At 37.5% G+C, this 24,773-nt stretch carries 23 protein-coding genes; 3 read left to right on the top strand and 20 right to left on the bottom strand.

The genetic code is table 11. From position 1 onward, the window contains the following. The first annotated feature begins 159 nt into the window (after positions 1-159). The 3 genes from HC965_RS02790 to HC965_RS02780 are packed head-to-tail and all read left to right on the top strand — an operon-like array spanning position 160 to position 1,232. On the top strand, positions 160-633 hold the full coding sequence (locus HC965_RS02790) for an HU family DNA-binding protein (protein WP_191029993.1): 474 nt from the start codon (positions 160-162) through the stop codon (positions 631-633). 38 nt (positions 634-671) lie between these two features. Further along, positions 672-770: a smalltalk protein gene (locus HC965_RS02785; protein WP_156149973.1), complete on the top strand. Its 99-nt coding sequence runs from the start codon at positions 672-674 to the stop codon at positions 768-770. Positions 771-788: 18 nt separating this feature from the next. Continuing rightward, on the top strand, positions 789-1,232 hold the full coding sequence (locus HC965_RS02780; protein WP_191029992.1) for an N-acetylmuramoyl-L-alanine amidase: 444 nt from the start codon (positions 789-791) through the stop codon (positions 1,230-1,232). A gap of 64 nt (positions 1,233-1,296) precedes the next feature. On the opposite strand, the gene HC965_RS02775 is transcribed toward HC965_RS02780, so the two are convergent. The 20 genes from HC965_RS02775 to HC965_RS02680 form a co-directional block, all read right to left on the bottom strand. Beyond that, positions 1,297-1,530, bottom strand: coding sequence for a DUF4248 domain-containing protein (locus HC965_RS02775; RefSeq protein WP_191029991.1), 234 nt, complete (start codon positions 1,528-1,530; stop codon positions 1,297-1,299). Between the two features lie 632 nt (positions 1,531-2,162). Further along, complete coding sequence (locus HC965_RS02770; RefSeq protein ID WP_191029990.1) at positions 2,163-2,789, bottom strand: sugar transferase; 627 nt, start codon at positions 2,787-2,789, stop codon at positions 2,163-2,165. 49 nt (positions 2,790-2,838) lie between these two features. Continuing rightward, complete coding sequence (locus HC965_RS02765; protein ID WP_191029989.1) at positions 2,839-4,155, bottom strand: UDP-glucose/GDP-mannose dehydrogenase family protein; 1,317 nt, start codon at positions 4,153-4,155, stop codon at positions 2,839-2,841. Continuing rightward, a complete protein-coding gene (locus HC965_RS02760; RefSeq protein WP_191029988.1) occupies positions 4,152-5,225 on the bottom strand; it encodes an NAD-dependent epimerase in 1,074 nt (357 codons plus the stop codon). The genes HC965_RS02765 and HC965_RS02760 overlap by 4 nt, the downstream gene beginning before the upstream one ends. A 5-nt stretch (positions 5,226-5,230) precedes the next feature. Then, positions 5,231-6,352: a glycosyltransferase family 4 protein gene (locus HC965_RS02755; protein WP_191029987.1), complete on the bottom strand. Its 1,122-nt coding sequence runs from the start codon at positions 6,350-6,352 to the stop codon at positions 5,231-5,233. After that, on the bottom strand, positions 6,345-7,445 hold the full coding sequence (locus tag HC965_RS02750) for a glycosyltransferase (protein WP_223854647.1): 1,101 nt from the start codon (positions 7,443-7,445) through the stop codon (positions 6,345-6,347). Before HC965_RS02750 ends, HC965_RS02755 begins: the two co-directional genes overlap by 8 nt. 21 nt (positions 7,446-7,466) lie before the next feature. Next, positions 7,467-8,282 (bottom strand): glycosyltransferase family 2 protein, encoded by an 816-nt coding sequence (locus HC965_RS02745; RefSeq protein WP_191029986.1) that lies wholly within the window; start codon positions 8,280-8,282, stop codon positions 7,467-7,469. After that, positions 8,275-9,495 carry a hypothetical protein gene (locus HC965_RS02740; protein ID WP_191029985.1) on the bottom strand — a complete coding sequence of 407 codons (1,221 nt, stop codon included), beginning with the start codon at positions 9,493-9,495 and terminating at the stop codon, positions 8,275-8,277. Before HC965_RS02740 ends, HC965_RS02745 begins: the two co-directional genes overlap by 8 nt. Positions 9,496-9,552: 57 nt before the next feature. Beyond that, on the bottom strand, positions 9,553-10,230 hold the full coding sequence (locus tag HC965_RS02735; RefSeq protein WP_191029984.1) for an acyltransferase: 678 nt from the start codon (positions 10,228-10,230) through the stop codon (positions 9,553-9,555). 81 nt (positions 10,231-10,311) lie between these two features. Beyond that, the gene (locus HC965_RS02730) at positions 10,312-11,508 is read right to left on the bottom strand and encodes a glycosyltransferase (protein WP_191029983.1); all 1,197 of its coding nucleotides are present in this window, start codon (positions 11,506-11,508) and stop codon (positions 10,312-10,314) included. Between the two features lie 12 nt (positions 11,509-11,520). Beyond that, on the bottom strand, positions 11,521-12,354 hold the full coding sequence (locus HC965_RS02725) for a DUF4422 domain-containing protein (RefSeq protein WP_191029982.1): 834 nt from the start codon (positions 12,352-12,354) through the stop codon (positions 11,521-11,523). Positions 12,355-12,362: 8 nt separating this feature from the next. Continuing rightward, complete coding sequence (locus tag HC965_RS02720; protein WP_191029981.1) at positions 12,363-13,343, bottom strand: glycosyltransferase family 8 protein; 981 nt, start codon at positions 13,341-13,343, stop codon at positions 12,363-12,365. Beyond that, positions 13,309-14,337 carry a glycosyltransferase family 2 protein gene (locus HC965_RS02715; RefSeq protein ID WP_191029980.1) on the bottom strand — a complete coding sequence of 343 codons (1,029 nt, stop codon included), beginning with the start codon at positions 14,335-14,337 and terminating at the stop codon, positions 13,309-13,311. Before HC965_RS02715 ends, HC965_RS02720 begins: the two co-directional genes overlap by 35 nt. 1 nt (position 14,338) lies before the next feature. Continuing rightward, the gene (locus tag HC965_RS02710; protein WP_191029979.1) at positions 14,339-15,877 is read right to left on the bottom strand and encodes a lipopolysaccharide biosynthesis protein; all 1,539 of its coding nucleotides are present in this window, start codon (positions 15,875-15,877) and stop codon (positions 14,339-14,341) included. A gap of 14 nt (positions 15,878-15,891) precedes the next feature. Then, entirely contained in the window at positions 15,892-17,040 is a 1,149-nt protein-coding gene (gene glf, locus HC965_RS02705) for a UDP-galactopyranose mutase (RefSeq protein ID WP_191029978.1), read from the bottom strand. 137 nt (positions 17,041-17,177) lie between these two features. Beyond that, positions 17,178-18,296, bottom strand: coding sequence for a chain-length determining protein (locus tag HC965_RS02700; protein WP_191029977.1), 1,119 nt, complete (start codon positions 18,294-18,296; stop codon positions 17,178-17,180). A gap of 21 nt (positions 18,297-18,317) precedes the next feature. Continuing rightward, the gene (locus HC965_RS02695) at positions 18,318-20,732 is read right to left on the bottom strand and encodes an SLBB domain-containing protein (RefSeq protein ID WP_191029976.1); all 2,415 of its coding nucleotides are present in this window, start codon (positions 20,730-20,732) and stop codon (positions 18,318-18,320) included. Beyond that, complete coding sequence (locus HC965_RS02690) at positions 20,719-21,306, bottom strand: UpxY family transcription antiterminator (RefSeq protein ID WP_191029975.1); 588 nt, start codon at positions 21,304-21,306, stop codon at positions 20,719-20,721. The genes HC965_RS02695 and HC965_RS02690 overlap by 14 nt, the downstream gene beginning before the upstream one ends. A 363-nt stretch (positions 21,307-21,669) precedes the next feature. Beyond that, positions 21,670-22,611 carry a site-specific integrase gene (locus HC965_RS02685; protein ID WP_191029974.1) on the bottom strand — a complete coding sequence of 314 codons (942 nt, stop codon included), beginning with the start codon at positions 22,609-22,611 and terminating at the stop codon, positions 21,670-21,672. A 455-nt stretch (positions 22,612-23,066) separates the two neighbouring features. Beyond that, on the bottom strand, positions 23,067-24,773 hold the full coding sequence (locus tag HC965_RS02680; protein ID WP_191029973.1) for a serine protease: 1,707 nt from the start codon (positions 24,771-24,773) through the stop codon (positions 23,067-23,069).

The following is a 24,773-nucleotide window of genomic DNA, read 5'->3' as shown; positions in this document are numbered from 1 at the left end:
ACATTGGGAGGTTTCGATACAAACCTCTCAATGTTTTTTCTTTTTCCCAGTGCGCCCGTGTGCGTCACTGTGCGTCGTGCGGCTTTCCTGATATTGTACTTTTGTCATGTAATCGATTACAAGAAGAATTTAAAATTAACCATTAAAAACTAGAATCTTATGGCACAGAATTACACTATCATGGCTCGCAAGAACCTGTTGAAACCTGACGAAGCTCCGAAGTATTACGCAGTAGCTCGCAGCGGACGTAAAGTTTCCGTCAAGGAAGTCTGCAAACGTATTTCCGAACGTTCTTCTTATTCGAAGGGCGAGCTGGAGGGTTGTATCGGCGAGTTTCTGCTCGAAACCGTCAATGTCCTGGAAGAAGGAAATATCGTTCAGATGGGCGACCTGGGCAATTTCCGCATGAGTCTCAAAACCGGCATTCCTACCAAAACCGCGAAAGAGTTCAACTCTTCCTGTATCGAAAAAGGCAAGGTGCTATTTTTCCCGGGAAATGATCTTCGCAAATTGTGCAAAGCGTTGGATTACTCGCTGTATAAAAGTGATGCCCCTACCAATTCGGACGAAGAGCCACTTCCCGATGATGGCGGCAAGGGTGATGGCGGTGAAACTCCGGATCCGGCAGCTTAATTATTAATTACCAATTATCCATTTTTAATTAAAACAGTATGAAAAAGCAACTTTGGAAAAACATTCTCCAGTTTATCGTGACCATCGCGACGTCTATCATCTCAGCCATCGGTGTGACGTCCTGCGTAGGGCAGTAATCTTCTAAACAATCCCGCATGGAAAATCAGGAAGAAAGTTATCTCCCACGAGAGATTAAATTGTTGGCGGTTCATTGCAGCGCTACGCGCTGCAATGTTCCTTTCACTGTAGAGCAACTCCGTCAGTGTCATCTGCAACGAGGTTTCAAAGATATCGGTTACCATTTTTATATTACGCGAAATGGCGAGCTCCATCACTGCCGTCCGGTATCGGAAATGGGTGCGCACGTAAGGGGATTTAATCGGCACAGTATCGGGATATGTTATGAAGGTGGACTGGATGAAGAAGGTCGTCCGGCAGATACGAGGACACAGGCACAGCGTTTTGCGCTACTTGACTTATTGACGATTCTCAGGCATCAGTATCCGGATGCACAGATTCTGGGACATTATCAGTTGAGTGCCTCGATTCATAAGGCGTGTCCTTGCTTTAATGCTCAGAAAGAGTATTCCGAAATATAATAAAAGAACTACGGGAGATGGCATTTTTGCTATCTCCCGTAGTTCTTTTATATATCTTTCAAAATTACAAATCTCCCGGTCTTCCCAAATAATACGTGATTAGCCGTACTTCCCTCACAGAAAACGCCTTTGTCTTCGGATGGAAATCCGTAGTCAGAATTTCATCCATCAACGGCTGGCATCTCCGCATCCAACGCCGCAATTTATTGACTGAAGCACGAATGCTTAAATCGGGAAAATACATTTGAGCAAGCTCTTGTTTATTATAACATTTCACCACAAAATCGGGATGTTCCATCGTTCCTTTATGCTTGATTTACAGCCATAAAGGTACAAAAAATCAGACAAATATCCAAAGCATATATTCATTATTATTTCGAACAGCAAGTGACAAAAAAAATATATCAACGATCTTCACAGACAGTTGATATAGTGGGAAATTCACATCGGCTTTAACCTCCGATGACAGGGCATGAATTAGAAATATACCGTCGTACTTTCCTAATTCATAATGTAGGAGAATCATGCTTGTTACAGCATGAAGCTAGGGACCTACATTTTTTTCATCTCACATACAAACACTCTTAGTTTTAATTGCATCTCAACATTATATTTTATACCTTTTATTTTCTAATTATTCCATATTTCTAAAACTTCTTGCCGAAGCAGAAATATAATAATACATCAACGATCTTCACAGACAGTTGATATAGTGGGAAATTCACATCGGCTTTAGCCTCCGATGACAGGGCGTAAATTAGAAATGTACCGTCGCACGATTTCTAATCTACAATGTAGGAGAATCATGCTTTTTACGGCATGAAGCTAGGGACCTACATTTTTTTCATCTCACATACAAACACTCTTAGTGCTGATTACATCTCAACATTATATTTTATATCTTTTTATTTTCCTAATTGCTTTATATATCTAAAACTTCTTGCCAAAACAGATATTCAAGAAAGTCTTCACCAATATCTTAAAATCAAACCACCAGGAACGGTGTTGCAAATAGAATAGATCGTACCGCAAACGACGCAACATCTTATCCATTGTATCTGTATAGCCATTATACAAGGTAGCATAAGAGGTTACTCCCGGTCGAATCTGATACAAGTATTGATAACGCGGATCATACTTTATTATTTGGTCAATATAAAACTTACGTTCCGGACGAGGTCCGATAAAAGCCATATCACCACAGAAAACATTCCATAGCTGCGGTAGTTCATCCAAATGATGTTCACGCAGGAATTTTCCAATATCCGTTAGTCGACCGTCTTTCCCTCCAGCATAAAGTTTGGGCCCTGCCGACTCTGCATCCAGTCGCATACTGCGAAACTTATAGATATTAAACGGCCGGCCGAAACGCCCAATACGTTCTTGCTTAAATATAGCCGGTCCACCATCTTCCCGTTTCACAGCTATATAACAAATTAAAAATAGCGGAGAAAAAACAACCATTAAAACTGCTGCAATTATGCAGTCCCCAATTCGCTTTACATTACGCTCAAAAGCATTCATTCCATCAGGAATGAATTCCTCACTATACCCCATAATAATTATAAATTGTAAATTTGATAAGTATCTATTAAGAATTATACTCTCATTTTTTACCTATACATATATAATCTATACCTGACTTCATCAATTCCTGCTCATCATAAATATTCCGTCCGTCTATCAATACAGGTTGATTCATTAACTTTTTTACTACCCCCCAAGCCGGTATTCGAAATTGCTTCCATTCTGTAAGTAATAGTAACGCATCAGCATTAAGCAAAACGTCATACATATCAGAAGCATATACGACTTTCTCTCCCACTCTTCGCCTACACTCATCCATTGCCACAGGGTCATATACCCTTACATTGCATCCTGCACTAAGAAGTTTTTCAATAATCACCAATGCAGTAGCTTCTCGCATATCATCAGTTTCCGGTTTAAATGCCACCCCCCAAATAGCTATATTTTTGCCAACTAATGAACCTTGGTAATAACGATATAGTTTATCAAAAAGCAATTCTTTCTGTTTTTCATTTACTTCCTCCACAGCTTTCAATACACGCATATTGTAGCCATTATTCTCCGCTGTTCTTATCAATGCTTTCACATCTTTCGGGAAACAACTTCCTCCGTACCCACAACCAGGATACAGAAATTTATTTCCTATACGAGAATCAGTTCCAATACCTTTGCGCACCATATTTACATCCGCCCCCACCAATTCACATAGATTGGCAATGTCATTCATAAAACTAATGCGAGTAGCAAGCATTGAGTTGGCAGCGTATTTTATCATTTCTGCACTAGGTATATCTGTAAAAATAACTCGGAAATTATTAAGCATCATAGGACGATAGAGCCGACTCATAACCTCTTTAGCCCTTTCAGTCTCTACACCAATCACCACCCTATCCGGACTCATAAAATCATTTACGGCAGCACCTTCTTTCAGAAACTCCGGATTAGAAGCTACATCAAAAGGAATCTGTACTCCCCGCCTGTCCAATTCATCAAGAATGGCTGCTTTTACTCTCTTGGCAGTGCCAACAGGAACAGTAGATTTCGTGACTAGCACAAGGTATTTATTCATGTTTCTTCCTACACTACGTGCTACTTCAAGCACGTATTTCAAATCAGCGCTCCCATCTTCGTCAGGAGGTGTTCCCACTGCACTGAATACAATTTCCACATTATCCAGGCAAGTAACGATATCCGTAGTGAAACGCAATCTTCCCTCTTTACAATTACGTAGTACCATTTCTTCCAGTCCCGGCTCGTAAATTGGTATTCTTCCACTCTGAAGTGCAGAAATCTTTTCTTGATTTACATCTACGCATATAACATTAGCCCCCATCTCAGCAAAACAAGCACCTGATACAAGACCTACATATCCCGTTCCGGCAATAGCTATATTCATACTTTAATATCCTCCTTATTTAATCTATAATAATTACGATACCATTCAATCGTCTCATGTACACCTTCTTTTAATGGCTTACATGGCTTAAAACCTAATTCTTTTTGTAAGCGGCTAGTATCTGCATAAGTCTGATATACATCCCCCGGCTGCATAGGAAGAAACATTTTCTCTGCTTCATAACCAATCGCTTCTTCAATAGCCTGAATAAAGTCCATTAAACGTATGGGCTGTGAATTTCCAATATTATAGACTCTATAAGGAGCAGATGAAGATCCAGGTGAAGACACTACAGGGTCCCATGTGGTATCCGGCTGAGGAATATGATTTATCACACGAATTATCCCCTCTACAATGTCATCGATATAAGTGAAATCCCGAAGCATATCACCATTATTAAACACCTTAATAGGACGGTTATGCAATATTGCATCCGTAAAGAGGAAAGGTGACATATCCGGCCGCCCCCACGGGCCATAGACCGTAAAAAAACGAAGGCCGGTAGAAGGTATTTTATATAAATGACTATAAGCATGAGCCATAAGTTCATTTGATTTCTTTGTAGCAGCATACAGGCTCACTGGGTGTGCAATACTATCCTCTTCAGAAAAAGGGACTCGCCCATTTAATCCATAAACACTGCTAGAACTGGCATACACAAGATGTTTGATATGATTATGGCGACACCCCTCAAGAATATTTAAAAATCCGTCAATATTACTTTCAGCATAAGCATATGGATTCTCAATTGAATAACGTACACCCGCCTGCGCTGCCAAATTAATAACTATATCAAAATCCCCATTTGCAAAAAGCATCTGCATGGCATGTTTATCTTCAAGATTCATCTGTACAAAATTGAACAAAGGATAAATACTGCTTGAAGTAAACTTATACCATACCACCTCAGATTGAGAAATTCCTAAGGTTGAAAGACGGCCGTATTTCAAATCTCTGTCATAATACGAATTCAGATTATCCACCCCTATTACTTTATCACCACGTTGTAGCAAACGCTCACAAACGTGTGAACCTATAAATCCGGCAGCGCCAGTTACTAACAAATTCATACTATTTATTTTAATATTTTTTCGTAAATCTCCAAATGCTTTGTTACGACATCATCAATAGAAAAATATTTCTCCGCTAACCGCCTTGAATTTTTACCCATTTCCCACCTAAGATGTTTATTTTCAATCAATATTTTCAATCGATCAGCTAAAGCATCACTATCTTTAACAGGAACTAAAAAACCATTATACCCTTCAACCACAGTATCTTTACACCCCACAGAATTAGTAGTAACTATAGGCCTGCCTATAGCAGCTGCTTCTATCAAAGATTTGGGTAATCCTTCTTTGTAGTAAGAAGGAAAAGCAACTATGTGGCAATCTTTTAATAGATTTAAAATATCTGTCCGATATCCTAACCATTTAATGTAATCCCCATCACACACAGCTTGCAGTTCATCTTCTTTGATAGCGACGGGATTATCATCAAGTCCGCCACATAGTAAGAACTGAACCCTATCTTTATATTGCTCCTTTAATTTCATGGCAGCATCTGTAAGAATGAAAATTCCTTTTTCTACAATCATACGTGCTGTTAACAAAACCTTAATTCTCTGCCCTTCAGGTTCAGGAGTATAACTATACTGCTTCAAATCAACCCCGGAGCCCTTTATTTTATAAGCTTGAGATTCATTTATTATTCTAGATTTTAGAAATAATAATTGATCATCATCATTCTGAAAAATGACAGCCAGTTTTTTACGATGATGAGAAAATCGTAATACTGCAGGAAGAAGCTTTGCTATCATTGTTCTTTTCTCCTCCGAGAAAATTATCCCCAAACCACTCACTGCATTAACAACTCCATGAACTTTAGCCAACTTTGCCGCTAATGTTCCCCAAAGTATTGTCTTCAATCCCACATGATGTACAATCTCTGGTTTTTCGCGGTGATAAAGATTGTAAAGAAACCAACAAGTATATAATTCCTCCCATATTTTCTTCCCTGAACGACTCATTGGTAAATCTATTACCTTTAGCCCCAACATTTCTATCTCTTTAATCTTTCCGGTATCTTTCGTTACAATAGTAACTTCATAGCCTGCTTTTTGGGCATTTAAAGCAATTTCTTTACGATGAGAAAGAAAAAAATGATCGATATTGATTACTATAAAAAGATTATTCATTATATATTCCACTTAAAATATTCGTATATAGCCTAGTATATTTCTCAACCATGTGATGTATATCATATCTTTTAGCTCTATCCCAACATTTTGCCGATACTTGACTATAATATTGTTTGTCAACCAACAAATGAGTAATAGCTTCTGCCAACCGTTTCTCATCACCTGCCGGGAACAGTAGACCTGCATCTTCCACCACTTGCTTTAACCCTGCTACATCTGAAGCTACAATTGGTTTATTTCCAGCCATGAATTCCACAGCTGTTAACCCAAATCCTTCCCAAAAAGATGATTGTACCCCAATATAAGAAGCATTTATCAAATCAGGGATATCCGTTCTTTGCCCCCAAAAGACAACTTTATCAGATACTCCTAACTCATGAGCTAATTGCCTACATTTCTCAAGAGTAGGCCCCGAACCGGCAAAAGCAAAAAGTACTCCATCTACAGGTATATATGGAATAGCCCTAATGACAGTTTCCTGATCTTTCTGCACAGAAAATCTAGATATCATCAATACAATCTTAGAGAATTGCGATGCATCTGCAACATTTATAGTTTTATTTGAAGGAAGAAAATCATTTAGATTGATACCATTGTCTATTTGAATAAATCTCGAATCAATCTCATTTACTTTCAGCCACTGTTTTAAGATTAGCTGAGTTTGTGAGCTAATTGAAATTACCTTACTATACTGCCTATACACATAACGTTCTATAAAAGAAAATCCGACTTTTCCTCTTCGCCTATTATTTGTACTATGCTCCGTAAATATCAACTTAGTTGAAACAAAGATATTGGCCAATGCCACCCAATACAAGGATGGAAACAAATGTACATGTACAATACTAAATTTCCGCAAAAATGGGATTAAACGTAAAATTATAAATGGATTATGGTAGCTTCCTGAATTTAAAGAAAAAATTTCTATACCACTATTTTTTATTCTAGTGTAAAAAGAGGAATCAACGCTTTTCAGAACAAGTAGAGAAACTTTCATTTTTTCATTATTCATTAAAGGCAGTATATCAACAAGCAGTTTCTGTGCTCCTCCGATCTCCAATGAATTTATTATATGCAGAATTTCAATCATATTCGTTTCAAAATACTGTTATTATACCGTACTATTGCATCGACAAAAGAAATACCTCCAATTGGTTTTTCGCATATTCCGGCAGTTCACTAAAACAAAATAACTCCAAGAAACATAATACCGAACCACCCTCTCCCCAAACAAAATATTCTTATATCCATTTTTACGAAGAACAGCATACGACTCCTCAACTATTCTGCCTGACGAAGTAATACTTGCTTCATGCACTCTAAACCCCATTATATCGCAATCCACATATTTAAACTTGAATTTTTTAAACAATCTCAGAATATAATCATAATCTGCCGCTGCGCTAAACTGTTCAAAATCATACAAGCCTACTTCATCACATGCCTTTTTGGAAACGAAAAGCGTGCCATGACCAACAAATGTCAGCTTTCTAGAGCACAGCAGAGTCTTGAATCCAGCAGGAATACCTTTTTTTCTTTTCATAAAACACCCTTCTGCTGTAAACTTCTGCAGATTACCGTAAAGACCTTTATAGCATGACGGAAGCCCCTTCAATTTATCTGCAACACTAGATATGACTTCATTGTCTAAATAAAAATCATCAGAATTCAGAATAGCAATATAATCTCCTGTGGCCCATTTCATACCCTTGTTTATTGCATCATACATATTTTTATCAGGTTCACTAATAAAAATCGCTATATCTTTCTGGTATCTATTTATAATATCAATAGTACCATCCGTAGACCCTCCATCTATCACAATATACTCTATGTTCTCATAAGTCTGAGCCAGAACACTCTTTATTGTTTGTTCTATATAGGCTTCACTATTGAAGCAGACTGTAATTATACTTATTTTAATCATGTGGCAAAAGTTTTTCTTTCGTTCGATAAACATACGCTAAGGCCAACATAGTCCAGAACCAAGGAAGATAAATCAAATCAACAAAACAAAAATGAATGGTTGAGAGAGTAAATGCAATCACAAATCCACAACGCATATCTTTATTCTTTATCTGTAATATATGATAGAATGTACACAATAGAAAACCCAAGAACAATATGATACCGCAAATACCTGCACTCATTAAAATACCAACATATAGAGAAATAAAAGAGGGTGTTTTTAGCGTACTAAAAGCGGCAGAGCCATAGCCCACCATTAAATGTATGCCAGTAAGATATTGATCCAGTCCTACAATTCTACTATTTCTATCACTGAACGAACTATTATCAACATCTAATTTGGCGGTAACAGTTTGATAGCCAATTTCCCAAATTGAAGGGAAAACAATTATAATAACTAGAAAAAGAATAAAAACAATAAATAATTTTTTCATCAAAGACTTTAAATTCCCTACTGAGAAAACATAATAATATAAATAAATAAATATAGCTATCACTAATGCAACCAAGCCATAAGCGCTAAATGAAAAGAACAAAGCAATCAACACAATACTTATATACGATATCAAAATAATCTTATTTCTTTTATTTCTAAGAAGCCATGCCAAAGTGATGGGAGTAAAAATCTCTAGATATAACGAAAAATGACCGGATTCTTCCATAAATGATCTGGCACGAATAAAATTAGATGCTAACGGAGTATATCCCTCCACTCTTCCTCTAGGAATAATGTTCTCCAAATTTACTCCAACAAAGTTTACCAATAAAAATTCTACAATGGCAAATAGTGAAGATATAAAAACGGAAAATGAAATAATATTCAACATAGTATTGAATATTCCGCTATCGAATTTCAGCAAATATAGAACTAATGACTTGAACACATAATAAAAGGCAAAAAAAGAGAACGTCCACATTATATAATGATTAAGACATTTTTCTCCTGTAGCAAACAAAATAAAAGAAAACGTCAAGACAAGCCAATACGCAAGTAGCCAGTATCCTTCTTTATGTAGCTTTATTCGAGAAGAAAGAAGTAAAATCAAATAAAGTAAAGAGTATATAGCAGCCAAGAATGTCGGCATTGAAATAAATGATGACACAGCAAAGGCATTTGTAAATATCCCGACAAAAAGGTAAGCTATAAGAATACGTATTATTATAAATTTCACTATCTTAAATATTTATTAGTAGTCATAATATATCTGATTTAGAGCGCATAGCTTTCATTAATAGTCCCATTTTACATTTTCTTTCAAAACTCCATTGCTACTCACTGCCACAAACTCTTTATCCACTCTACGAGTAATAGTTGAGTTAGCAGCTACAATTACGTTATCCGAGATACTTACTCCTTTAAGAATTATGCTTCTACAGCCAATCCACACATGATTTCCTATAGTAATCGGTTTCGAAGGATTTAATATTCTGCCATCAACAGTCGAAGCCACTTGGTGCCAATCGTTATCCATAATAAGCAAGTCCCACGACAAAAGGCATTCATTTCCAAAAGTTATACTATTTTGACAAAGCAACGTAGAACGACCGGTCACATTAAAATTTTCGCCAAGCGTTAGTACGGCATTCCTCCCTACTTCCACACAACATCCCTGACCAAACCCAGCCTTACCATATATATGTAAAGTACCAGCTACATTCCATATTGAACAACATCTTTTTTTATCGATAAACCCCAAATTATTTTTTCCAATTTGAAGAATCCCCATTCGTAATGGACAATGGAAAATCAATCTTGCCTTTCGCGCATTTTTAATAGTCACTTTACCATATATAAGGATGGGAAAACGTATTGCTTGATCAAACGGAAAAGTTACGAAATTAAGATAAATGGTAGAGAATAAGTTCATCTCTCTCATTCTAGAAAACAACATATTAATAGGATACATAAATAGCTTTTTACATTCTAATCAAAAAGAGATCAAAAGTCTTACAACGATTACTTACACAATAGATAAGCATTACTATTATTACTCCTTTAAAATCTTGTCCATGATATCCTTAAATAAACTATCAAATTTTTTAAGCGAGAAGTTTTCACGGGCATACTGAAAACATCCTTCCCTAAAAATCAGAATCTCTTCATTACTCATAGATACAGCACGCTTTACCGCATTCTTTATATCCTCAACATGCCATCCTTCTAATTCAATAATATATTCATTGGGCTCAAAACCGCATTCTTTAGTAAGAATTGGAATAATACCATGAGCCATACAAGTAGCGACAGCAGTACTCATACCTTCAGAACAAGATGGAAAAATGATAAAACAATGTCTATTTATAACTTTATCAATAAACTCCGGATTATTAACATTTATACGTCCACAATCTACCGTATTGGAAGTTTTCAACTTATGAAACAAACTTTTTTCAGTTGTAGGCAATCCATAGAAACTAATAGAAAATTCAGGCATCTCTTTAAATGCATCAATAAGAATATCAACTCCTTTATGAATAAAGCCATCTGATCCAAACCAAAGGAAATTACGTTTTATTTGTTCAATTCCATTCTCCAATTTCGCTCTGTCAAAAATATATTCTGTATTAATTAATGCATTACTATTTATAAGATACACATTGTCAAAATAATGCTTCATTGACTCTGCATTATACCTGGAATTCATTATTATCGCCAAATCAGAAGATGTAAGCATATCTTCATCAATATAGCCTTTTCGTATAATAGAAGCATTACAATTAATAGATGGATGCCTTTGTTTGAAATATAATATCCGTTCAGCGTATTTCTGTGCAACAATTACAGGATTATTTTCAGTAATAAATATTATTTTGTAGGCATCAGGCTGATTCTTACAGATTCTTTTGAACACCTCGCCTAATCCGATTATTATATTATATTTCTTATTTTTCAATATCTCATATGAAAAAACATCAGAACAAGCACATACATCTACACAATAATCATTATCAATGAAATACTTGACTACTTGATTTGCATGCATATAATTAGCATGCTTAGCTTTCGTCCAATCTACATCCTCCAAATACAGATAGCATAAAAGCACTTTTTTTTGTTGTGAATTAAGTAAATCTAGATTAATATTTACTTGGTATTTTCCACCAAAGAAGCGACCTATTTTAACAGCTAATTGAAGGTGTTTTTGTAACAAACTACGCACTACTTCTTTAATAAGGCTTTTCATACAAAAACTTTATTATTTTATTTCTATGCCATCATTACGCAACCCCTGTAGAATGACTGAAGATAATCCCCAATCCGTTCTTTTCCGAGGAGTAGTGAACCTATAGCGTATAGTATTAATTATTTTTGTTAAACAAGACTGTGAATATAATAATTCATTATCATCTACAAATGAAACCAACTCTCCACGCTTTATTCGTAAATGATGATGGAAACAATAAATAGGAAGTAAATACTCTGAAAAATGACCTAAAATACGTCGAGCTCTGGAGTAACCGGAAAAACGTATGTACTTCTCACATTCAAAAAGAATAGAGAACTGCCATTCAGCAAATTGGTCAAACAATTCCTTTGAGCATACAAACATATTAAAAGCTATATCCCTGTTTCCATGCATATATGCCAATACTGTGTTCTTATATTCAGGATATAATCTTTCTATTACCTGATATAATATAGCTACATCTTCCTCTATTGCAGCGCGATATAGTTTCTGCTCCATAGAATACGAGCGATATATAGGTTCAGGCAATATTATATCATACTTTTGCAATAAAGATTCCAGACTATTTTCGGTGTACTTAGTTTTAAAATACCTTCGATAATGGCACAGACCAATATATATTGTATCTTTTAAGTTTTTCCATGCCCAATATTGGGCAGTAAGTTCACAATACATCGAATTCTTTTCGCTAATATTATCCCCCGTATCATCTCCTTGAAAACCTAAATTATAATTTGAAATGGCTTTTCCAACATGAATAGGTGTATATATATTGTCGCTGTAAACAGCATCCGCTTTATGAATTGCTACAAGAATTTTCGCTTTGCTTTTCTGTTGTTCCATAAAATTTATTATAAGAATAAATCATCTCGAAAAGTTGATTGATAAGGTAACATACCTACTTTGCATAATACATATTTTACTCTTTTCCTCCAAGTCAACTGTCTATTAAGTAATGGTGTATTTTTCCATTGTGTCATATCACGATATTTAAAAAACTCAGATTTGAACGGGTGAGCACAATTCTTAATCCAAGGTTTGTCATATGAAATATAATGCAAGATATATGGATCTTTAAGCGCTTCATTTAATTCAGACTCATACTCCCAAGAAATATGTAATTCTTCGTTCAGCAATCCATCTGTCACATTATATTTTAGTGGCAATATAAACTTCTCGTCTTTTAATACATAATTCATGATATCCTGATCATGATACAAAATCCGTTCAGGATACTGCTTTATGAATAAAAGAAATCTATCGAACACATTATGAATTCGCCAATATTTTAAATTGATTAGCAATACACCTGCGTTAAAATAGCCTAATCTTTGAAGGTATCTTAAACGATTATAGTTCAAAATTTGTCCATCGTCTGCATCAGGTACGCAACCTATTGCATAATTTTCTATATCCATATTCCACAAATTGATTAAAGAATGACGGACTATAATATCACAATCCAAATATAAGACCTTGTCCAAATCCTTAGGCAAGATTTCCGTCAAAAAGAGACGAAAATAAGTTGCTAATGTTATATGGGATTGTTGTCCAGCCATTCCGACAGGTAAATTGACCACCCACGACTCATCTATTTCATAGAAAGTGACTTTATTTTTATATCTATTGACGATATTTATTAAACTCTCCTTTTCTCTTATAGAAACATTCTTATTGATGATTACATGAAAACATACATCTCCTTGTGTATTGTTCTCACATATAGAGCACAATAAAACACCACAAGGCATAATATAATTACTATCCGTACAACAAACAATATTCATCTTTTCCAGCTTAATATTTCTTTCTTCGTATACTTTCCAAACCATATCGCAGTTGTAACATGGCATTGAATAAAGATAAATTGCCACTTAAAGCAAAATAACAAGTAAGTAGTTGATAAATACTCACCTCTTTTCTCCATTCTTTCAGAAAACGATATTTATAAACATTAGCCTCCGAATACATCTCAGAATATTGCTTTCTTAATTGCTTTGTTGCATTTTTCATACAAACAAATTTTGCTTTAAGTTGCTTATAGGCTAATTCATAATCATATCCTATTATATTGTTATTTTCAAGAAATTTGGTAGTAAAATCTATCACACCAATAAAATTACTCAAATCCTTTTCACTAACAGGTAAATGGCATATCGACAAATCATTATATTGAACATAGTTATAAAAAGCCTGCGGAATATATTCAATTCTATTTGCAAAATAAAAACATTGAATCATAAATACATAATCTTCGCCATAATCAAGCCCCTCTACTGTTTCTATAGTATTTTCCGTTAATAATTCTCTCTTTATTAGTTTATTCCATCTTGCTGCATGTTGCGTTTTAATAACCTCACCCAATAATTCCACTTTATTCTTTAGAATATCATCTTTTTCATATACTTTTTCGTCCAGATATACACGCCACAAATCACATCCAACAATATCCGCATCTGTTGCTATAGCTTTTGCATACATCTTTTCCAACATTTCTTTTTCTATATAGTCATCACTATCTATTTGAATTATATACTCTCCTGTTGCATAGTTCAAAGCTGTATTCCTAGTAAAAGCAATTCCTTTATTGATTTCATGATTTATAATCTTTAGTTCTTTTCCATTTAGTGCATTTGAAGAACTATGAAATATCTCATTAATCACTCTCATGCTATTATCAGGAGTGCAATCATTTACTATTATTATTTCCATGCTTTCCTGTATAGTCTGATTCAAAACAGAAAGGATGCAACGTTCCACATACTTCTCCACATTATAAACAGGTATCAATACACTGATTTTGGGAGGATTTGACTTTTCTAGCATCTTATTTACGTTTTATTATTTGATAAATTCGCCGAGTAAATACTCTAAAATTCTTATCAATCAATTGAAAAAGACATAGACTGACCAATCCATAAAGAATTAATACCTTAAACGAAATGAGAATCCAGTCCATAAAATTCCTGCATGACAGATTTATGTATTCAAGAAAAAAACGAGAAATATACCACGACACAAGTATCAAGCATACTATTTTACCGATAAAGCACAAGTAGTTCCATATAGGTATTTTAAAGCCACGGCTATATAAAAAATAGGGTTTCCAACAACAAATAATCACTAACAAACTAATCAAAACACCTGCAATGATACCAGGTAATCCATAATAATATCCCAATAGTATGGATAAGCCCAAATTTAATACTGCTTCAATAATCGGAGCATAAATATCTTGAAATAGTCCATAGGCTGAAAGAAAAGAATCATTAGTACGAGTCATGGAAATAAAAGCATAAACAACCAGTAGAGTAAAAGATGTAGAATCAAGTAAGTAGTCTTCCCCTATCCAAAGTAACATGAAAGAATGAGTCAGATGAAATAAACAAAAACATATCACAGAAACAATCCAATAACGACTGACCGTATATTCTTTGAAAAAAGAAAGAATTTTATCTTTATTCCCCTCAGCGACCAAATTACCTATGCCAGCATTTACCCCATTATAAATAGAAGTGATAATCATGGATACACTCACTACCAACAACATATAGTTCCCATAAATAGCAACAACCGTCAATGACAAAAATGCATAAATAATCAAAGGACTGGTTTGCCCCAGTACGTAAGATGCAAACCTATGAAAAAACAACTGCTTTGTTTTTCTTATGATTTCAACATATTTCCGAGACAGGGCTTTCCCTTTAGACAAATCAGGATGAAGCCAAGGAAAACTTTTACGAATGGTCTTATGCAAAAAGAAACAAGTAATGACGGACATTAATAGTTCCACTATCAACCAATAAATATATCCTTGCTGAAAATAACCGATACCAACAATCTGCAACAGTAATTTCAAAACTCTGAACCCTTGTACGTTATAGTTTATTTTATACTCCTGCTGGTCGGCGCTTAATACAATCTGCTGATAATTGATGATATATCCCAACATGGCAGCTACCAACAAAACTCCGAATGAACTGTAAGCATACCATAATGGCAATTCCATTTTGGAGAATATCAACGGAAAGAAACACATTAAAACAACTCCGCCTGCAAGGACAATATAAGCGATACGCCTGTAAAGCCAACCTTGTACGGCAACAATTTCATTGATAGCATCATAATCTTTTTGGAATAACGGAGTATAAAGTGTATATGAAATAGCAGCACTTATACCCAGTTCCGCCAAATTAAGAAATCCAAGTAGATTAGCTGCCGTCGTATTTATTCCCAAGACCTCTGCGCCTAAACATTCTATAAGAATTTTACGCGAAAAGAATCCGAGAACTAAAACCCCAACACTAAAAAATAAAGAAACACGGACATTATTGATGCTTTGTGTTGTACGGGTAGGAGATTTCACCTGATAGCGTTCTATTAGAAGTTTACACGAAATTCTTTACTATTTAGCACATGCTGTATTATAGGAGCCATATCATAATATCTGTATTGCCCCAACCTTCCACCAAAGATAATATCCTGCTCATCTTCTGCTAGTTTTCGATACGCCTCTGCCAGTTGATTGTTACGATTATCATTCACTGGGTAATATCGCTCCATTCCTTCTTTATATTCTACTGAATATTCCTTTGATATTACCGTTTTCAGACAATCATATACCTTCTGTCCCAACATTTCAAAATGTTTATGTTCAATTATCCGAGTATAAGGAATCACACGCTCAGTGTAATTCACAACTGCATTTCCTTGATAATTAGGTGTATCAACAACCTCCGTCTCAAAAGAGACAGTACGCCAGTCCAGCTTGCCAAGCTTGTAGTTAAAGAACTCATCAATAGCACCGGTAAACACTAACTTATTTGCAATTTCTCGCCAACAGTCTTTATACGTAGCAAAAAAATCGACAGATGTTTCGCATTTTACGCCATCCAGTAAACCCTCAATAAGTTTATTGTATCCACCTATTGGAACACCTTGATACTTATCGTTGAAGTAATTGTTATCAAAAACCAAACGTACAGGAATACGTCTGATAATAAACGCAGGAAGCTCTGTACACTTCCGTCCCCATTGTTTTTCCGTGTAGCCCTTAATCAATATTTCATAAATATCTTTCCCTACAAGAATCAAGGCCTGCTCTTCCAAATTACGTGGTTCACTAACTCCGTCAGCTCTCATCCTTGCTATAGCTTCTGCTTTCTGTTGTTCTATTTTAGCCATCGCTTCAGTTGGAGTCGTTATTCCCCAAATCTGATAGAATGTATTCATATTAAAAGGAAGATTATAAAACTTACCTTCATAATTGGCAATTGGAGAATTTGTGTAACGATTAAATTCCACTATTGAATTTACGAAATCCCAAACTGCTTTATTAGAGGTATGGAAGATATGTGCACCATACTTATGCACATTAATCCCCTCAATATTTTCACAATAAACATTTCCTCCTATATGTGGACGCTTGTCAATTACCAAACATTTCTTACCCATTTGTTTTGCACAATAAGCAAAAGTAGCTCCAAAAAGACCTGAGCCTACTATCAAATAATCATAATAAGGAATCATATTATTAGAATAAACATTTCAATATATCGAAGTAAACACTCGTTGCTAAACAGCCGACTGAGTAAAGTTTGGTAGCCTGCACCGAGTATTTTTACTATTCAAAAAATAATTCATAACGTAACCAGTACAGCATTTTATCATTTTTTTAGCTTCGTCCAAAAATCCTTCACTAGCAACTCCCAACTAATGGCCCCTACTACACAAAGAAAAATAAAAGCTAAAGCATATACTTTTTTACTAGTTCCTGAAGGGTTCAATGGCACTATCGCAGGTTCTAGAACCGCGAATACAGGTTTCTCTTCTTGTACTTTAGCTCTGGCAACTTGAAGCTGATTTGCAACCTGACTATATACTTGATAAGCCAAACTCATATCACTTTGCAGTCGTTCCTGTTCTGTACGGACACTCTGCAAAATGAGATCATCATGAGAATCTACATAATGAGCATATTTTCTTTGGGCAATATAATACTCTTGTTGACGTTCTTTACAAAGTTTCTCCAAATAGGCACAGTCTTCTTTCGCCTTGGAAGTACGGTAGTCTATGATATATTTTTGCAATTTCTTCACAACAGAATCGGCAACCACCGCAGTTGCCATTGGATTTTGCAAGGTCACAGCGACAGAAGTCATAGATGTTTTCTTATCTACTGAAGCCGTAATCTTTTCTCTCAACATTCCAATCTTCTGCAACTCTTTTTTAGATAATTCAATCGTACCTCGATTTGATTTATCAGAAAGTTTTGATTCATATTCTTCTTGAACAAATAATGATTTTACTCCGCCAATTATCATACCAGGTAACCCAATTACATAACTCCACCAAGGAGAAGACTCTTCATCTAAATAAGTGTTTAGAGTCATAGTTTCACCTGTTGATACAAGTATTTTCATCGCAGAGAGTTCAAGCAAAAAAGGAGTGGAAGATACAATATCAGCAGATAAAGAAGCATTTAAAGCATCAACCCCATCGCCCATTGTAGCACTGCTTCCCAAAAAAGAAGCTGCTAAACCTGACAAACCACCACCTTTAGCATTACCCATCTCCGGAGAAAGAGTAACTTCAACTGTATATTGTTTAGGAATACTTATTGCCACAATAACCCCCATCACTAATCCAATACCGATGGCTTTATAAATTGTCTTACGAATAGCTATAATCTTATGAAGAAAATCTACCAGATATATTCCGTTCTCTTCATCCATATAATTATCTTGTCTCTGTTTTATTTCCTTTTCAGATTCTCGTTCTATCATAGTGGTTATAAGCAGTATTCGTTATTTCTTGATTAAGTTAGCAATAGATGCAACCATCATTCCTAAAGTGCTAAATGTAGTAGCATATCCTAAAATATTTCCCATATTTACCTTTTTCTTAGCTTTGCTAGGCACAATTATCTCACAACCAGGCTCTATTTGCTTTTTACCACTGCCTTTCACTTTCGTGACCTGACCATTCATATAAACGATGAACTTCTTACTCTTCTTTGCATTATCAGAATAACCACCGGATTGATTCAGATAGTAATCTATATTTTTACCTTCCATATAAGAAACAGTATTCGGAACCATCACAGCACCATTGATAGTAACTGTATTATTATTCTTCGGAATAGAAACCACATCACCTTCACGCAATACAATATCTGCCGTACTTCCCGGTTTAGCCAAGGCTTTTTCTAAGTCGATACCGACTGTGAATGTGTTCTCTATACGGATACCTAAAGAGTCCATCATCGCTTCTCCCAGTTGTCTGCTCATTAAACGAATCACATCACCCATCCGTTTCTTTTCGCTGGCGTTGGCGACACGAGTCAATTTCGCACCACGCAGGTATGCGTAGTTCGTAGCACCACCGGCTTTGTTGATTAAATCTGAAAGACGTTCTTCACGGCTAGTCATTGCATAAGAGCCACCAAAAAGAATTTCACCTTCAATAACCACATTTTGCTGGGCTTGATAGCCGGGACTACGACGTACGTAAACCTGATCATAAGGTTGGAGCACAAATCCCGGCTTACCATCTACCACAAAACCCTCTTTCAAAGAAAAAGTATATATCTGACCGATTGTATCGCTGTCTACTGTACTGTGGGGATTCTTGATTCGGCGGGATACATCTACACGGACAACTGAAGCTGCTTCACGCAAGCCACCTGCTTGGATGATAAGGTCTTCAAGAGTCATATTATCTGCGTAGGGATAAGAATCCGGTTTGGCTACTTCGCCATGGATGACAACATCACCTTTATCTTCCAAATCATGGATGCTGGGGATATAGAGGATGTCGTTTTTCATCAGGATGATATTGGGGGAAGTACCATCCATTATGGCTTTGATGTCTACCGGGATAACTTCGCTGGTCAAGTCTTCGCGTTGGCGATAAAGGACGGCACGATTCAGGAACGCATCGCCTGTAAGACCTTGCGATTCGTTGACAAGTTCGCGGATTGTATTCAGTTTACCGTTCAGTTCATAAATTCCCGGACGGTAGACTGCACCACGGATTTCAAGTTTATTAATGAAACGGTTAAGGATGGCTTCGGCTGTAACGACATCACCGTTTCTCATTTTATAGACGCTGTAATCCAGGTCTTTTACTGTATTTACTTCGTACTCCTGCCCGTTCTGACGTACTACACGCAGTGAACGGGTGTAGGCGTCCGCTTCGAAACCACCGGCGTAGCTGAGAAGGGTAGATAAGGATTCGTCCTTCTTCATTTCAAAACGCATGGAGCGTTTCACTTTTCCGTCGATTTTTACCAATACTTCATAGGCGGGGACGATGACAACGTCGCCTTCCTGGAGACGGATGTCGTCCTGGATGTTTCCTTTCAGTATGAATTGGTAGACATCAATTGTAGCGATGTTCTTACCGTTTCTTACCAGTTGGACATTGCGAAGGCTGCCTATGTCACTGACTCCGCCAGCACGGTAAAGTGCATGAAATACAGTGGCAAAAGAAGAAAGGGAATATGTGCCCGGTTGTACAACTTCGCCCATCACGTTGATTTGGATTGTGCGTATGCTGCCTAGAGTCAGACGGATATCCGAGGTGGGGTCGCTGGCGTTGTTAAGGCCGTTGTATATCTTATTTAAAGTTTTCTTGAGATAGTCGTTGGCTTCGGCGATCGTCAGACCGTTCAGGTTGACAGGGCCGATTTTCTGAATGTTGATGGTGCCGTCAGGGGAAATCTGTTGGCGGATAGTATTCTGGCTGGCTCCCCATATGTCGATAATCACTTCGTCGCCCGGGCCGAGACGGTAGCTTAAGGGAGTGGCGATGTTCACACTGGGTTCAAAAGTCAGGTTGCGGGTATTGAAGATGTTTCGGCCGAAGACTTGGTTGCCACGGGCGAGGTCTTGTGTGCTCGGGTGGTCTTCCAGCATATCGGAAGTATTCTCTTTCGTTTCTTCACGAAGGCGAGATTCATTGACGTCGGTGCCGGTGGCGTTGGAGGTATTTACATTGTTCTGACGTTCATACAACTGTTTCACACGCATCGCTTGTTCCTTGGTCACACCTTTGCGGGCTAGTTCCGAGGCCAGTTGCTTTTGTTCTTTTCCTTGCTTGATGCCGTCTTTTACGTATTCAAGAACTTGGGAATCACTCATACTTTGAGCCAGCAAAGGAGAGGAACCCCCTAACATTAGAATGAATAGAAACGCAGTAATCTTTTTAGATAGTGTCATTGGTATTTCTTGTAGATTCTATATAACCGATTGGCATGTCCACGCAAGCACAGCCAAGCATATTTAAACGGACGGCGATTTTGCTCTTGCCGCCTATCGTGACGAGTTCGCCGACAAGACCGCTAAGAGGGCCTTTGATGACACGGACTTTTTCGCCACGTGCCAGGGGAGAACTGTTCATACAAACTGCTTCGTCGGAATAATCGAGCATGAAACGAAAACGCGCCATTTGCTCATCGGGAATAACGGCAGGAGTGCTTTCACCACGCATCACCATATAACGGCTGACTGTGGAAAAGGAAAGGACTTCCATACGTTCTTTGGGAGTGGCATGAACGAATACCATCATCGGAAGCAATACTGTATTGACTGCTTTACGACGGTCGCTCCATTGATGTATCTCTTGCTGGACGGGAACGAAAGTATCGATTCCCATTTTGAATAAACGCTCGGCAACTTTCTTCTCGTGATGCATACGAACCAGTGCTACATACCAGCGTTTTGAGTGTGCTACGCCTTCCCCTGTCCCACAACTAGGCACGGCGCTAATAGATTTTTCCTTTGTAAAAATCATAATTTTTTACCCCATTTTAATCCATTACTTCTTAGGTAACGGATAATACGCATACAAAACGCATACAATTACAATAAAAAGGAAAAAAGACAACATGAGGGAAGTAATAACGAAGATTCCTAGCCTTCAATATCAATACAGGTTGAAGTTAGGAAATAGAAAGTCACGGAGCATAAAGAGTCAATTCTTCATGTTCGGATACTTTGTGTGGATATATTTGGGAGAAAAAAGGAAAAAAAGAAGTTTTTGCTTGTTTCCTATTACTATTTTTACCTATCTTTGTAGCAAATCAAAATCCGTTACCTAAGAAGTAACAGATTAATAAGTCCCTAAACCCTAATACTTTAGCTACATTCTGCAGAGTTATATAAAACTCTTCACGTAAGAATAATTCATTTTATTTACTTTAGTTCTTTCTTCTAGTTCAAAGCCTTTTAAATAGATTTGTGTTGTTTTAATCGATTTGTGCCCCAGTGATTCGCTAATCATCTCGATAGGAACCCCTCTGTATTTCGCAGTGGTAGCCCATGAATGGCGAAGCGTATAAGACGTGACAGACGACCGTATTCTCAGCTGCCTGGACAAACACTTCAAGTCATTATTAAATCGTCTCAAAGCCGTCTGATACTCGCGATATGCCTTTTCATCCGTTCTCTTATATTCTCCGCTCAATATCCGGAAGAGATAGTCGGGATGATTATCGGGATGCTCCTTATTATATCCGTTGCACAAACGGGCAATGGCATCCTGTGCCGAATCCAAGATCTCGAGACTCATGGGCGTACCGGTCTTCATACGGTTGTACTTCAAAAGCCCCTGCTCGACGTTAGACTTCTCCAAATGGGCAAAGTCGACAAACGGCATACCGCAAAACTGGAACAACAGACTGGCAACAGCTTGTGTACGACGCAGTTTCTCCGTCTTCGGATCTTCGTTGAGCAAGACGTGAAGTTCACGTATCGGAAGCGCCCTCTTCTGACGGGTATCGACACCCGTAAAGACATCCCGGAACAGACCATACACATAAGGAGCTTGCCGACTATCGACACCCCGGTTGTAGATACAACGCAACATACGCATGTATGTAGAAATCGTATTAGGCTTCAGATGAGAAGCCGCCAAATAGTTGCTATACGCCTTTAACGTGTCGCGGTTCACCCTACTGAAAGTGATGAATTGACTTCCGCAAAATTTCGTAAAGGAACGAATAGCATGTTTATACACATGAGCCGTTGAATAACGGCCCTCCCTTCGCAAACGATCTATATATTCGTTTGCACAATTAGTAAATTGCTTTTTCTTCATAAATGATTACTTATCGTGTTAGTCATTAAATGACGAACTGAATATAATAAGATTATAAATAAAACTGGTTATGATTTTAAATAAACTCACTGTTTTCAACTGATTTTCGTTTTTTTTCTAAAAAAAAGAAGTGCAGTGATGCAGTATTCCGAGAATCTTTGCATTTACCCTATAAAACCAAGAAATAAAAAAGATAATCAGACCTATATCATAAGACCTAAAACCTGAGCTTAACAAGTGGGGGAAAAAACAAAAAAGAGAGAGAGTTTTTTTATTTAACGTCCCCAAAAAAGAAACCCCTGCTAACTTTGAAGTTGGCAGGGGTTTTATTTTTAAGGTACTAAGCTTATCTTTAAGTGATAATAATTTGTCTTTTAAACAGTAAGCTTGTTTTAAACAGTAAGTTTGTTTTTAAGCGCTATGCCTGTCTTTAGGCATTAGGCACCATTGCTTTTTTACTTGCAGTATTTCTTAATCAGCTCATCCACGTTCGGGTCACCCAATTCTTTCGCTTTCTTGAAGTTTCCGCAAGCCTCGTCTGTCTTTTTCAACTGTATTTGACAGAGTCCCAGCAAACGGTAGGCTTCGCCATATTTCGGGTCTGTTTTCAGGATATTATTCAGAATCTGAATAGCTTCCTCATAACGTCCTACACGCAGATTTACTACAGCGTGTTCAGCCTGATAAGTCAAGTCGGTCGGATTCAGTTCGACGGCTTTGGCAATATCGTCCAATGCACGTTGATACTGGCGTGCTTTCAAAGCAGCCTGTTCACGATAATAATAGAATACGTCGTTCACCTGACCTTTTACCGCAGTGTCATATGCATCGTAATCGAGCATAGCATTTCGTGGCTGGTCGGCGTTCATATACATCTGCGCACGTTCCAGCAGATAAGGAGCGAAGTCTGCCGTCATCGGTTGCGGGCAACGGGCGATACAGCTATCCAGCAGCACTAAAATTTCTGTTGGTTCGGCTTTCATCAATTCTTTTGTTTTGGCAGCACTGAAGAACGTACCGGCAGAAGCGATATTGCTGGCATTTACTTTCTCGTAAGCAGCCAAAGCTCCGGCATAATCCTGCTGGGCAAATAAGATATCACCTTCCAGTTGAACATAAGCAGGCAGTGGGTCGATAGTGATGGCCTGACGTACATTCTTCAAAGCAGTGTCATATGACCAGTCCTTATACGGTTTCTCCGGTTTCGACAGTTGATAAGCGTACATCAGCTTACCTATATTATAATATACATCATCTTTCTTCTGAGCTACTTTCAACGCTTGGTTAAAGTCGGCAACGGCCTTATCGAACCAAGACTGGTCGTCCTTGCCCTTAGCTACGTAATAATTCGCACGGCGAAGATACCCATCCGCATTCATCGGGAACTGACGGATAAAATCATCCAACAGCTTTCCGTAATCTTCTTCCGACAGGCTTGAAGAAGCCATGAACAGATATACCAACGCTTGGTCTTCCGTTTCGGGCAGACCTTTGCGGATACCTATGCTTTTCAGTGCCGCATCTCCCAAAGAAAGGGCGCTAATCTTCTGCGACATGGCAAAGGCAGCTCCTGCGGCATAGCAGGTAGTCACCGTGTCAAGTCCGGATGATTTCTGCGCAATGCCGAACACCTGGCCATCCGCGCTCATCACCGGACAGCTCACCATCTTGTCTTTCATCTGCATGCTCAACGTATAGTAATGATATTCGCCCGCCACTTTGGAAACCTCTTTCACTTTACCCGACACACAAGCAATGCTTTTCTGTGTAGAATAAGGAAGCATCCACGCGTCAGCTCCCACTGCCGGAGCAGTATTCGCCACAATCAACGCAGGCACTTTCTTTTCAGTAATAGCTACGCGGAACTTGATAACATCATACATATCATTCGCTCCCAATATCGTGCTGACAGGCATTTGTTTGCCTTCGGCCGTGATAATCTCCGCACGTTCGGCACCTTTAAAGAGAGAGTAGTCGGACAAAGCCACCCCGTCTTCGGATACAAAAAATCCGTTTCCGGTATTCAGCATTTTGTCGTTTTTGTCGTAAGTCACCACAGAGAAGACAGCGCGTTTCGCCTTCTCTACCCATTTTGGGGTTTGTGCCATGCTTCCCTGTGCCAGGAAGATGAACAGTAAAGGTAGGATTAAAATCTTCTTCAT

This window comes from Bacteroides sp. GM023 (genome assembly GCF_014750685.1).
In the GTDB taxonomy this organism is placed as follows: domain Bacteria; phylum Bacteroidota; class Bacteroidia; order Bacteroidales; family Bacteroidaceae; genus Bacteroides.
Note: the sequence above shows the minus strand (reverse complement) of the source record. Positions and strands in the feature narration are given on the sequence as shown.